This is a genomic window from Bradyrhizobium sp. USDA 4532 (genome assembly GCF_024171315.1).
Classification (GTDB): Bacteria; Pseudomonadota; Alphaproteobacteria; order Rhizobiales; family Xanthobacteraceae; genus Bradyrhizobium; species Bradyrhizobium australafricanum.
In genome coordinates, this window is the sequence record NZ_JALJZN010000001.1 from 5,080,431 (window position 1) to 5,092,173 (window position 11,743).

Genomic DNA, 11,743 nt, shown 5'->3' on the forward strand with positions numbered 1-11,743 from the left:
GGGCGAGGTAAAGCGAAGTTCGCTGCTCAGGCGCCCGACTTCAAGCACCCGACTTGGAGGTAATGCCGCCGTCGACCACGAGCTCGATGCCGGTGACATACTTCGATTCGTCCGACGCCAGGAACAGCGCGGCATTGGCGACGTCCCAGGCGTCGCCCATGTGCCCCATCGGCACCTGTGCGTCGCGGGCCCGCCACATCGCCTCGACATCACCCTTGGCGTAGCTCTGCGCCAGCCCGGCCGAATGCGCGACCATCGGCGTCTTCATCAGTCCCGGCAGGATCGCGTTGACGCGCACATGCTTCGAGGCGAACTCGACGGCTGTCGACCGCGTCATCTGGTTCATCGCGGCCTTGCTCGCGTTGTAGCTGACATAGGAAATGCCGACATGGCGGATCGAGGCGATCGAGGAGATGTTGATGATCGAGCCGCCGCCCTGCTTGATCATGACGGGAATGACGTGCTTCATCGACAGATAGGCGCTCTTGAGGTTGACCGCGAAGACGCGGTCCCACTCCGCTTCCCCAACTTCCACCACGCTGCCGACCTCGGCGATGCCGACATTGTTGTCGAGCACGTCGATGCGGCCATAGGCCTTGAGGCAGGCCGCGACCATCGCCTCCACCTCGCCGGCACGCGAGACATCGGCGGTGAATGCGACAGCCTTGCCGCCCTCGCCGGTGATGATGCCGACGGTCTCCTCCGCCGCGGCGCCGTTGCGATCGACGCAGAAAACGCTGGCGCCCTCGCGCGCAAAGGTGACGGCGGTCGCCTTGCCATTGCCCCAGCCGGGCCCGATCGAGCCCGCACCGACCACCATCGCAACCTTGCCCTTGAGCCGATCCATCGGTCTTTCTCCCTTGTTGTTCTTGTCGTGACTGTAGCCCGGATGAGCGAAGCGATATCCGGGAGCGCTATCCCCCGCATATCGCTCCGCTCATGCGGGCTACGGATACTTACTACGGATTCTCGCAAACACTCATCGTCGTGACATTAGCACCGATCGGATGCCCGATAATCTCCGATAAGGTCTGGCAGCGTCCCTCCTGGCACAGGTGCCATTCACCCGCGGCGCCGGAATTGCCGAGCACGACCTCCGCCCTTGGCATCGGCGGGGGCGACCATTGAAACCAGCCATCGACAAGGCGCGCCTCCGGCGGCGGCTCCATGCCGGCGCCCGTGCCCTTGACGCGCGCCTGTTGCAGCGTGAGCCCGGCCGGCGTGACCAGCCAGTCCTCCTGCCAGACGCTCTTCTCGATCGAATGCGTCCAGGCGAGCGTGAAGGCCGCGATCGACAGCGCCTTCACGACTCCCGCGGAAGCGAGGCAGAGGCTCAAGCCGCCGCCACCGCATTGCGCGGACGCTGCCGCCATTGCCATAGCACGACAGCAGCAGCGAGCGTGAAGCCCGCTGTATCCGAGAACGGGAAATCGCCGAGCAGGCAGAGCGCGGCGCCGAACGCGACCAGGATCTCGATGAAAGTCAGCCGCGTGAACAGGAAGCCGATCGCGACGATGCCGAACAATCCGATCGCCACCAGCGCCTTGAAGGTCGCCAGCGCCACCGCGCCGTAGAAGCCGAGTTGCGCCTGCATCGGATCCCCGGTCTGCAGCATCAGCGCCGGCGAATAGACGAAGATGAACGGAATGACGTAGCCGGCAAGCGCGATCCGCATCGCCTCCCAGCCGATCTTGTCCGGGTTCTCCTTGGCGATCGGCGCCGCCGCCAGGGCCGCGAGCGCAACCGGCGGCGAGAGGTCGGCCATGATGCCGTAGTAGAACGCAAACATGTGGCTTGCGATCAGCGGCACGCCGAGCTTGGCGAGCGCCGGTGCAGCCAGCGCCGCGGTGATGATGTAGGTCGGGATCGTCGGGATGCCGGTGCCGAGCAGGATCGACAGCAGCATGGTCATGATCAGCGCCAGGAACAGGCTCTTGGCGCCGAGCCCGATGATCCAGCTGCCGAAGATGGTGCCGACGCCGGTCTGCGTCATCATGCCGATGATGGTGCCGACAATGGCGCAGGCCATGCCGACCGTCAGCGCCGATTTGGCGCTGTCGGCGAGCGAGTCGCGGCAGGCTTTCAGGGTGGCGCGGCCGCCGCGGGTGATCGCCGCGATCACGATGAGACCGGCGACGACGCTGGCGACCGGAACGATCTCGATGCCGTGGCGCGACACCGCGGCAACCACCAGCGCGAGGCCGATCCAGAAGATGTAGCGCACGATGGTGTTGGAGAAGCCGAGCGTGATGCTGGCGCCGAGGATCAGCGCGACCGTGAGCGCAAGGCCCATGCTGCCGGCATAGAGCGGCGTGAAGCCCTCGAACAGCATGTAGACCAGCGCCGCGAGCGGCAGCACCAGATACCAGCGCGCCACCAGCGCCTTCCAGGCGCTCGGGATCTCCGAGCGCTTCATGCCGACGAGGCCGTGCTTGCCGGCCTCCAGATGCACCATCCAGAACGCCGAGGCGAAATAGAGGATCGCCGGGATCACCGCGGCCTTGACGATCTCCGAATAGGGCACGCCGAGCGTCTCGGCCATGATGAAGGCGACCGCTCCCATGACGGGCGGCATAATCTGGCCGCCCATCGAAGCGGTGGCCTCGACGCCGGCGGCGAAGGCGCGGCGATAGCCGAACTTGATCATCAGGGGGATCGTGAACTGGCCGACGGTGACGACGTTGGCGACGCCCGAACCCGAGATCGTGCCCATCATGCCCGAAGCGAACACCGCGACCTTGGCGGGGCCGCCGCGGGTGCGGCCGAACAGGCCGAGCGAGACGTCGGTGAACAGCTGGATCATGCCGGCGCGTTCCAGGAATGAGCCGAACAGGATGAACAGGAAGATGTAGGTCGCCGAGACATAGATCGGCACGCCGTAGAAGCCTTCGGTCCCGAACGAGAGATGGGTGACGATCTGGTCGAAGTCATAGCCGCGGTGATTGAACGGCGACGGCAGATATTGGCCGAAGAACCAGTAGAGCAGACAGGCGCCGCACATCAGCGGCAGCGCCGCCCCCATCAGCCGCCGCGTGCCCTCGAAGATCAGGACCGCGAGCAGCGTGCCGACCGCGAGGTCCATGTTGGTCGGATCGCCATCGCGGGCGATCAGGTCGGCATAGAAGATCCACTGGTAGAGCCCGCAGAGGAACCCGGCGGCGCCGACGATCCAACTCACCGTGCGGCCGAAATCGGTCCTGGCGGTGAAATTGCCGATCAGGCCGAAGGTCAGGAGGATCAGGAAGCCGACATGGACGCCGCGCACCACCTGGCTCGGCAGGTAGTTGAAAGCCGCGACATAGAGCTGGAACACCGCAAAGGCGAGACCGATGGCATAGGCCAGATGCCCCCAGGCACCCGGGCCGAAGCCTTCCGGAAAGCCATGCTCGAAATTGTCGAATTCAACCTTGACGGGCTGCTCGCCCTCAACCTGCTGCTGCATATGATCAGTCCCCCGCCGTGCCAACGGCGCTTATATCCACTGAGTCCGCCCACCGAAAGCCGGGACAGGAAAAACGCGCCACGTCATTGCGAGCGAAGCGAAGCAATCCATCGCGCCACAAGGGAAGAGATGGATTGCTTCGTCGCTTCGCTCCTCGCAATGACGGCAAGGAGCAGACGTTCCGGCCTTACTTGATCAGGCCCTTCTCCTTGTAATAGCGGATCGCGCCGGGATGCAGCGGAACCGGGCTGCCGGTCGCGGCGGCCTCGAGCTTGATCTCCTTACCCGCGGCGTGGGCATTGGCGAGTTCCGGCAGCGATTCGTAGACCAGCTTGGTCATCTGATAGGCGAGATCGTCCGACACCGCGCTCGAGGTCACGAGGTAGTTCACGACCGCGGCGGTCGGCACGTCCTTGTCCTGGCCGGTATAGGTATTAGCCGGGATGATCACGGAGACAAACGGCGGGCCGATCTTGTCGACGGTCTCCTTCGGCACGGCGACCACGGTGATCTCGCTCGAGGTCGAGAGGTCCTTCAGCGAGGCGACGCCGAGGCCGGCGGACTGCAGCGTGGCGTTGAGCTGGCGGTTCTTCATCAGATCCACCGATTCGGCGAACGGCAGGTACTCGACCTTGCCGAGATCCTTGTAGCTCATGCCGGCGGCCGCGAGGATCGCGCGCGAGTTGAGCTCGGTGCCCGACTTCGGCGCGCCGACCGACAGGCTCTTGCCCTTGAGATCGGCGAGCGTCTTGATGCCGCTCTCGGCGGTCGCGACGATCTGGATGTAGTTCGGATAGATCGCGCCGATGGTGCGCAGCTTGTCGAGCTTGTTCTTGAAGCCGGCCTCGGCGTCGCCTTCCCAGGCGGCTTTGAGCGAATCGCCGAGCGTGAAGGCGATCTCGCCGCGGCCCTGCTGCAGCAGCACCAGGTTCTCGACCGAGGCCTTGGTCGCCTGCACCTGGGTTTTCACGCCGGGGATCTTGTCGCCGTAGATCTTCCCCATCGCGACACCGAGCGGATAGTAGACGCCGGAGGTGCCGCCGGTGAGCACGTTAATGAACTGCTCGGCCTGTGCGACAGGCGCGGACAAAACGCTGGCTGCCACGATCGCGGCAGCCATCAACTTGGAATTCATGAGTATTATTCTCCCCTTAAGCCGGCCGGAAATTGGCCGGACACCCCCGCCGGGTCAACCCATCCAAATGACGCATGCGCGGCGGAAATCCCCGATAGCAACACCACCTTACCTGCGCGGGAACTCTCCGCGCGACCGGGCGACCGCTTCGAGTTGGTCGCCGCGACCCAGCCGCTGGCGGCCGCTAGCGGCCCGGTGTTCGCGCCGGCGATCGCCGCGGGACACTTGGCATTGTCGGACCCAGGGCGTTCGCGGCGCGGACCGGCCGCAACGAAGCAGCGAAGATCGGCTTGCGGCCCCGGATGTCGGCTTGAGCACCGCTATCGCCGGATTCATTGTCGTCCATGCCGGTTGCAGCGCTGCATTCCTGTTGCTTGCAGCCGTCGCTTGTGCCGCGCTGATCGGCTACTGCGCGTTGATGCGGGAGACGTTGCGAACAGCAGCGACGACGTCACGCACATCTGCATTGGCATCACAAAACGGGTGATCTGATTCGCCGTCGGCGCTCCGCGCAGCACTCTGCATGATGCGATCTGATGTCCGACAATGACGCAGTTCCGCGTCGGCGTCGACGCGACAACACAGTCATTAACGCCGTCTCTCGATGACACACGCGCACAGTGTTTCTGCCGATGTGCAAAGTCGGGACGCGATCGCGCTCATGAATGTCAGATGACGCATTTGTTGCAGGTGTAACAGCGGTGAGACGCCGCGATTCCAGCGCCATTTGAATCGAATTGAATCCTTTAAGGTTAGCGGGGCAATCAATGTATGATCCAGAAATTTCCATGATTGCCGCCGCTCTAGGATGTACGAGTCAAGCCGGGGTAACTACGGACAAGGCGGGGCATGAATCACATCAGTCACATCGAACGCACGCGAGCCGGCTGGTTCGGACATCGCAAGCTGACCCCACGCGCATGCATTGCGGACAGCAAAAAACACCTTCGGACCTTCCTCGCCGAGGCGCTGGAAGACCTCGGCTTCATCACCAGTGAATGCAGCCAGGCTTTGGAACTCGACACCGTTCTGGACGCGGAACGGCCCGATCTCCTGGTGCTCGGCGTGTCCGTGGACGGCATCGAAGTCAGTAAAATTCTTGAGACTTTGGTGAGAAAGGACTATGGCGGCAAGGTCCTCGTCATCGGGCAGCCGGACTCGATCATCGTCAAGGCGGTCCGGCAAATCGGCGACGAGTACGGCATCGCCATGCTGCCGGCGCTGTCGACGCCGTTCAGCGCCGGGACCCTTCGCGACAGTCTTGCGTCGTTGATGCCGCTTGAACCCGCGCCGAGCCCGGCGGTGGACGTGCCCGAAGCGCTGAAGGCCGGCTGGCTCGAGCTGTGGTATCAGCAGAAAATTCATCTCCGGACGCTGGTCCCGAGCGGCGCCGAGGCGCTGATCCGGATGCGCCACCCTGCCTGGGGCGTCGTGCCGCCGGCCTACTTCATCCCGGACGAAAGCGATCCGCATTTTCATGCGCTGTCCGAGTTCGTGATCGAGCGCGCAATCGAGGACTGGCGCTATCTCATCGAGCAGATCGGGCCGGTCAATCTCTCGATCAATCTGCCGATCTCCTTCCTCGCCGACGATCATGCCGTGCGCGAGCTCTGTTACCGGATGCCGGATCATGCGGCCTTCGCGGGCCTCTTGATCGAGATCGACAGCACCGAGGTGGTCGACAATCTGGATCTGGCGATCGATGTCGCCCGGCGCGTTCGACTGCACAATATCGGCATCTCGATCGACAATGTCGGCGCGAACTGGCCGTCTTTGCTGGGACTGCCGAACTTTCCGTTCGTCCAGCTCAAGGTCGACCATCAATTCGTCACCGGCTGCGCGGATCAGCGCCTGAAGCAGACGGTGTGCCGGCGTGTCGTGGAGCTGGCCCACGACAACGACGCGCAGGTCGTGGCCCAGGGAGTCGAGACGCGTGCGGACTTTCTCGCCGCGCACGAAATGGATTTCGATCAGGTCCAGGGCTACCTGTTCGGCAAGCCGATGGGCGTCAAGAAGTTCGCCCGCTCACGCATGCATTTCTCTGAGAAAGAGCCAGCCTCCTGAGGCATCGCCTCTGGTCAGGCTCATGTGTCGCGATCGATCGCGCGCAGCGCTTCGCCGCGCGCGATCAGGCGTTTTGCATTGGAATAGGTCGGCACCTCGAGCAGCGAGTCGTCGAGTTCGACGCGCCCAAAGCCCTTTGTCCGCGCCGCTTCGAACGCCGCGACGATCCTGCCCGCCCGGCGCATCTCCTCCTCGCCCGGCGTCAGGACCCCGTTGACGATCGAGGCATGCGCGGGATCGACCAGGCTCTTTGCGGCGTAACCCAGCCGCCGCGCCCAGATCGTGTCGCGTTCGACGCCTTCAGCGTCGCTCCAGGTGTAGGGACAATCGACCGCGACGACATCAGCGGCACGACATTCGACGATGAAGCGCTGCCGCGCGTAAGCGAGCTCCAGGCCATCGCTGCCGCGCTCGGCACCAAGATCGGCGGCGAGGTCTTCGGAGGCCATCAGGCAACCGATGACGCGCCGGCTCGCCATGGCGATCGCACCGGTCTGCACCAGACCGCGCGCGAACTCGATATTCGGCAGCAGCGATGTCGATCCCTCGGCGATACCGCAGTCGCGCTCGAACCGCGTCACCGCCTCGTCAAGCCTGACGACATGGTGCGGCTCGGCGACCTTCGGCAGCGCGACGATATCCGGACGTCCGCGCATCACGGCGGCGAGATCGTCCATGCCGTCCTGGTCCAGCGGATTGACGCGGACCGCGACCATCACGCCCTGGTCGCGCCAGGCGGCGTAGAGCTCGGCCGCCAAGGCCCGCGCCTTCGGGCGCAGCGGCGGCGGGGTAAAATCCTCGAGCTCGTGGATCAGCACGTCGGCGCCGCTGGCGGCCGCGTGCTGCAGCACGTCCTCGTTGGCGCCTTCGAGAAACAGCCAGGAGCGGCACAGCGGGGCCGGGCGCAGCTTGCGCATCACGCGGCCCGCGCCGACGTCACTGGAACGTCATGTCGAGGCATTTCGAGATGTCGGAGCCGAGGCCGGACGAGATGGTGATGCAGCCGCGGATCTTCTGGGTGTTGACGTCGTTCGCCCAGATCGCATAGCCGCCGGGACCGAAGAACGAGTTGGTGTTCGGCGGCTCGGTCTCGGTGGCGTCGAACGTGTAATTGCCGTCGGTCTCGAAAATGCGCGGCTTCTTGGTGCAGCCGCCGTCGGCCTGCACGTTGATGACCTCCTTGTTGTCCCGCGTCAGCGCCAGCGAGACCTGGCAGCGGAAATATTCCGAGGTCTTGGCATTGAACAGATAGGCGTAGGACTTGCAGGTCGCGGTATTGAGCTTGCCGGCGGACAGGCCGCGGCTGCAGGAGATCCGCTGGTTGTTGGAGAGCCTGAACTCGTCCGCCTGCGCGACTGACGCCAGCGTCATGAACGACAGAGCGACACCGATTCCGATCTTCATGACGTGGTTCATCCTGATCATCCCAAGGTCGTGTTTCCGGCAATCAAAGCGTTTGTAAACGGTAACGCGAAAATAGTCGCCAAGCTTGATGCGGGAATTCACAAAGTCGCCGATCCGGCGAGCGGTCGCGCCGATTGTCGTATTGACGCGCGAACATCGTTCGTGATTTGTTCAAAAACGTGGGGACGACGCCGTTTTCTCGGCCGGAGGTGGATCATGACGCATTTTTTGACCAAGACTTTTATTGCGACTGCGGCGTTTGCCGCGCTGACGACCTGCGCATTCGCGCAGGAGGCTGCGCCCTGGGAACTGAAGCCCGACATGGGCTACGCCTATGACAAGGACGGCAAGACCTGGTCCTACAAGATGGGCACCAACAACGCCGGCACGCTGCTGAAGGGCGCCAAGAAGGTGCCGAAGGGGACGCTGTTCTTCATCGGCCAGAACGGCCAGCTCTACATGCGCTCCGGGCCCTATCTCGAGGGCGACGGCAAGTTCAAGTTCGGCTCGAATTAGAGCGTTTTCGAGCGAAGTGGACGCCGGTTCGCGTAAAGAAAACGCGTCAAGAAGAGTCCAGGGCTTCGGTTCTGATTCAATCAGAACCGAAAATGCCCTAGGTGGTGTGGACTCTAAGGATTCCCTTTTAGGCGCAAATCAGATTCAAGGCTGCTTTTGGGGAGGCCGCCTTGGGTGTGATGGACCGCTTGGTATTGAGCGACGCGACATGGGAGCGGATGGCGCCGCTGATCATCGGCCGGCCTGACCAGAAGGGTTCGACCGGACGGGACAACCGGATGTTTGTGGAGGGCGTACTTTGGATCGTGCGCACTGGCTCTCCCTGGCGTGATCTTCCGGAGGTGTTTGGAGACTGGAACAGCGTGTTTCGGCGCTTCAGTCGATGGAGCATCAAGGGGGTCTGGTGGCGCATATTCGAAGCGATGTCCGGTGATCCGGACTTCGAGTATCTGATCGTCGACTCCACCATCGTCCGGGCGCACCAGCACGCCGCTGGGGCGAAAAAAGGGGGTCTGAAGATCAGGCGATCGGTCGCTCGCGCGGTGGCCTGAGCACCAAGATACATATGGCCGTTCGCGGCCTGGGATGTCCCGTACGGTTCAAGCTCACCGCAGGTCAGAAGAGCGACGTACCGCAAGCCGCCGAATTGATCGAGGGATTACCTGCCCAGGTCGTCATGGCGGATACGGCTTATGACGCCGATCACTTGCGCCAGGCGATCGCTGCCAAAGGCGCGCTCGCCGTCATCCCCAACAACCCGTCACGTGCGCTCAAATATCCGCTGGACAAGCATCTCTATGCCCAGCGTCATCTCGTCGAATGCTGCTTCTCAAAACTCAAGCAGTTCCGCCGCGTCGCAACCCGCTTCGAAAAGACCGCCCGAAATTACCTGGCCGTCGTTACTCTCGCAGCCATCGTCTTATGGATGCGATAAATGTCCACACCACCTAGCGGTTTTCGGCAGGCGTCAGAACGTCGCGGCCAATTCCTTCGCGCCCGGCTTGTTGCTGTTGAAATCCATCCGCTCATTGGTGACGGCAAGCAGCCTGGCCACCGTGTTGTGGCGGATGGCGACCGGGTTGCGCTCGTAGCCGGAGCGCTGGAAGAAGTTCGCGGTCGGCACCTGCTCGCGCATCGCCTGCGGCATGGTCACCATGTCGAGCCCGGTGCCGTCGCCGGTCAGGTTCATCATCTCGAGCTCGGCCGCGGTCAGCGGCCGGCTGTAGCCCTTGTTGCGGGCGAAGATCACCGAGGTCAGCAGCTTGTGGGTCTGCAGCATCGGGCCGACATCGATGTCGAGCACCATGGCATGGCACGCCCAGCCCTGCGGCGTATCGGCGAGGCGCGCATGCGCCGACCAGTCGTCGGGCACGGTGCGGGTGAACGCGACCATCTTCTTCAGCACTGCGAGCTTGTGCTCCATCGCCTTGCGCGCGGGCCCCTGCGTCCTCGCAACCCGCTCGGTCAGATCCCGCACGAATTCATGGCCCTGCTCGGCCAATAGCTCGACGGTGTTGGTGGTGAGCAGCTGGTTGTAGCCCATCGCGGTGGAGATGGCGCGCTTGCCGCCGTGCTCGATGCCCGCCTGTACGTCGTAAGTGCCGGTGCCGCCGGTCTCGAACGAATAGACCCGCACCGCCTGTTCCGGCGTCAGCCCCGCGGCGCGCGCGTAGCGCGCATAGGCGCGCTTGAACTCGACCTCGCTGGCCGGCCGCTGCGGCGTGAACTGGAATTGCTCGGCCGCCGCCCTGACCAGATCGGAGGCCACCGGAAGCGTCTTGGGCGGACGCGGCGGCTTGCCTTCCTCCTCTTCCGGAGCCGGATTGACCGGCCGCTTCGGACCCTCATAGACCGGCGGCTGCTGCAGCACGTAATCGTCCAGCGAGATCTGCACGCGGTCGCGCCGCTTGGCATTGCGGCCGCGCCTCTTCTCGGCGATCGCGTTCCAATAGGCGCTCGCGTCCTGCTCGAAGGCGGCGCGCGCCTCCTGATATTCCTGCAGCTTGCGGCGATACTCCATGATCGCCTGCGGCGATGCCTGCGCCATCGCATTGGCGACGGAAGGCGGCAGCGCGTCGGCCTCGCCGGCAAAAACGGACGGCGCGCCGGCGGCGAGCGCGAGCGCGACAAATCCAGGGCACAGGCGAATCAATTGCGGGCGCATGGCCTCGTTGTAGCAAGCACGGCCGCGAAGTCAGCCCGGAATTGTCCGGATCGCAGCGGCCGGATGCCGCGATCGATGCAGAATATTCGCCACAATGCGGTGTTCTCCGAACGAAAGCCTTGGAGAAAGCCCTGGAGATTGCGATGAGAATGGCACTCTGGCTCGTAGCCGCCTGCGCGTTGACGCTCGCCGCATCGGCGCGCGCCGAGCGTCCGGACTGCGGAACGTTTCCGGATACGCGTTCACGCCTCACCTGTTACGAGAATGTGTCGCGGGCGCCTCAGGAACCCGAGGCCGCGGCGCATTCGTCTGGTGCGCAGGGGAAATCATAAAGATGAACGCCCGCAAGCGGCGTCACAAATAGCATCATCGTCGCTACTTCCACGCGAACACAGGCTGCTCCAGTTCGGCGACGCGGGTGTTGCGGCCGGCCAGCACCTCGCGAAATTGATAGATCAGCGCGGCGGTCGGCGCATGGATCTGCTGGCCACCGAGGCGGAAGCGGATCACACGGCGCGAGCTTTCAGGGATCGTGGCGAAGCTGAACGCGTCCTCCAGCTCGATCGCATCGAGGCCGATGCGATGGACGGAGGCGACCTCGTCCGGGTTCGGCGTGATCGCCGCATGCGCGCCGGCCCAGACCACGACCGGCGTGATCAGATAGCCGGACCGCGTCGGATAGTCGTCGAGCATGCCGAGCACGTCGCTCGGGCCAAGCGCGAGCCCGAGCTCCTCATGCAGTTCGCGCAGCGCGGCCTCGGCCTGCGTCTCGCCGGCATCGCAGCGCCCGCCCGGCAGCGCCCATTGCGCGCTGTGGGCGCGCAGGCGCGCGCTGCGGCGGGTCAACAGGAACGCCGTGCCGCTGCCAGCGTCGCCTTCGGTCAGCGCGATCGCGACTGCCGCGCGCTTCAGCGTCGGCGCGGCGTCCGCCGGCGCCAGGCGTGCAAATGCGGCACAGAGCTCTGCGATATTCCGCCGGGTGGCATCGTCAAATGTGCGGGCCATTGACCTTGACTAC

General features: G+C 64.2%; 12 protein-coding genes. 4 read left to right on the plus strand and 8 right to left on the minus strand.

Annotated elements, in window-relative coordinates; translation table 11 throughout:
* Nucleotides 1-40 precede the first annotated feature (40 nt).
* From J2R76_RS23330 to J2R76_RS23345, 4 genes are all read right to left on the minus strand, one after another.
* Nucleotides 41-847 (minus strand): SDR family NAD(P)-dependent oxidoreductase, encoded by an 807-nt coding sequence (locus J2R76_RS23330; RefSeq protein WP_018269644.1) that lies wholly within the window; start codon nucleotides 845-847, stop codon nucleotides 41-43.
* A 112-nt stretch (nucleotides 848-959) separates the two neighbouring features.
* Nucleotides 960-1,373 carry a DUF1850 domain-containing protein gene (locus J2R76_RS23335; protein WP_253625033.1) on the minus strand — a complete coding sequence of 138 codons (414 nt, stop codon included), beginning with the start codon at nucleotides 1,371-1,373 and terminating at the stop codon, nucleotides 960-962.
* Nucleotides 1,334-3,442: a TRAP transporter permease gene (locus J2R76_RS23340; protein ID WP_253625034.1), complete on the minus strand. Its 2,109-nt coding sequence runs from the start codon at nucleotides 3,440-3,442 to the stop codon at nucleotides 1,334-1,336. Before J2R76_RS23340 ends, J2R76_RS23335 begins: the two co-directional genes overlap by 40 nt.
* 187 nt (nucleotides 3,443-3,629) lie before the next feature.
* Nucleotides 3,630-4,577, minus strand: coding sequence for a TAXI family TRAP transporter solute-binding subunit (locus tag J2R76_RS23345; protein WP_018269641.1), 948 nt, complete (start codon nucleotides 4,575-4,577; stop codon nucleotides 3,630-3,632).
* 310 nt (nucleotides 4,578-4,887) lie between these two features.
* Between J2R76_RS23345 and J2R76_RS23355 the strand changes: the two genes are divergently transcribed.
* Nucleotides 4,888-5,064, plus strand: coding sequence for a hypothetical protein (locus J2R76_RS23355; protein ID WP_156436140.1), 177 nt, complete (start codon nucleotides 4,888-4,890; stop codon nucleotides 5,062-5,064).
* 362 nt (nucleotides 5,065-5,426) lie between these two features.
* Entirely contained in the window at nucleotides 5,427-6,641 is a 1,215-nt protein-coding gene (locus tag J2R76_RS23360; RefSeq protein WP_057016410.1) for an EAL domain-containing protein, read from the plus strand.
* 20 nt (nucleotides 6,642-6,661) lie between these two features.
* Here the strand turns inward: J2R76_RS23360 and J2R76_RS23365 are convergent, their stop codons facing one another.
* Together J2R76_RS23365 and J2R76_RS23370 are read right to left on the minus strand one after the other, a co-directional pair.
* Complete coding sequence (locus tag J2R76_RS23365; RefSeq protein ID WP_063790072.1) at nucleotides 6,662-7,558, minus strand: CoA ester lyase; 897 nt, start codon at nucleotides 7,556-7,558, stop codon at nucleotides 6,662-6,664.
* A gap of 19 nt (nucleotides 7,559-7,577) precedes the next feature.
* On the minus strand, nucleotides 7,578-8,057 hold the full coding sequence (locus tag J2R76_RS23370; protein WP_028334752.1) for a hypothetical protein: 480 nt from the start codon (nucleotides 8,055-8,057) through the stop codon (nucleotides 7,578-7,580).
* Nucleotides 8,058-8,261: 204 nt separating this feature from the next.
* Between J2R76_RS23370 and J2R76_RS23375 the strand changes: the two genes are divergently transcribed.
* Entirely contained in the window at nucleotides 8,262-8,561 is a 300-nt protein-coding gene (locus J2R76_RS23375) for a hypothetical protein (protein ID WP_016845604.1), read from the plus strand.
* 170 nt (nucleotides 8,562-8,731) lie between these two features.
* Nucleotides 8,732-9,495 (plus strand): IS5 family transposase gene (locus J2R76_RS23380; protein ID WP_139481326.1). Its coding sequence is split into 2 segments (ribosomal slippage): nucleotides 8,732-9,067 and nucleotides 9,070-9,495, totalling 762 coding nucleotides; the frame shifts between segments, so codons are not numbered across the junction.
* Between the two features lie 33 nt (nucleotides 9,496-9,528).
* Here the strand turns inward: J2R76_RS23380 and J2R76_RS23385 are convergent.
* The gene (locus tag J2R76_RS23385; RefSeq protein WP_057016412.1) at nucleotides 9,529-10,725 is read right to left on the minus strand and encodes a hypothetical protein; all 1,197 of its coding nucleotides are present in this window, start codon (nucleotides 10,723-10,725) and stop codon (nucleotides 9,529-9,531) included.
* A 375-nt stretch (nucleotides 10,726-11,100) separates the two neighbouring features.
* Complete coding sequence (locus J2R76_RS23390; protein WP_253625035.1) at nucleotides 11,101-11,730, minus strand: CoA pyrophosphatase; 630 nt, start codon at nucleotides 11,728-11,730, stop codon at nucleotides 11,101-11,103.
* Nucleotides 11,731-11,743 lie beyond the last annotated feature (13 nt).

Coding starts and splice junctions, on each gene's coding strand:
- J2R76_RS23385 (WP_057016412.1), bottom strand. CDS start 10,725: ATGCGCCCGCAATTGATTCGCCTGTGCCCTGGATTTGTCGCGCTCGCG.
- J2R76_RS23335 (WP_253625033.1), bottom strand. CDS start 1,373: ATGGCGGCAGCGTCCGCGCAATGCGGTGGCGGCGGCTTGAGCCTCTGC.
- J2R76_RS23375 (WP_016845604.1), top strand. CDS start 8,262: ATGACGCATTTTTTGACCAAGACTTTTATTGCGACTGCGGCGTTTGCC.
- J2R76_RS23360 (WP_057016410.1), top strand. CDS start 5,427: ATGAATCACATCAGTCACATCGAACGCACGCGAGCCGGCTGGTTCGGA.
- J2R76_RS23390 (WP_253625035.1), bottom strand. CDS start 11,730: ATGGCCCGCACATTTGACGATGCCACCCGGCGGAATATCGCAGAGCTC.
- J2R76_RS23370 (WP_028334752.1), bottom strand. CDS start 8,057: ATGAACCACGTCATGAAGATCGGAATCGGTGTCGCTCTGTCGTTCATG.
- J2R76_RS23340 (WP_253625034.1), bottom strand. CDS start 3,442: ATGCAGCAGCAGGTTGAGGGCGAGCAGCCCGTCAAGGTTGAATTCGAC.
- J2R76_RS23365 (WP_063790072.1), bottom strand. CDS start 7,558: ATGCGCAAGCTGCGCCCGGCCCCGCTGTGCCGCTCCTGGCTGTTTCTC.
- J2R76_RS23345 (WP_018269641.1), bottom strand. CDS start 4,577: ATGAATTCCAAGTTGATGGCTGCCGCGATCGTGGCAGCCAGCGTTTTG.
- J2R76_RS23330 (WP_018269644.1), bottom strand. CDS start 847: ATGGATCGGCTCAAGGGCAAGGTTGCGATGGTGGTCGGTGCGGGCTCG.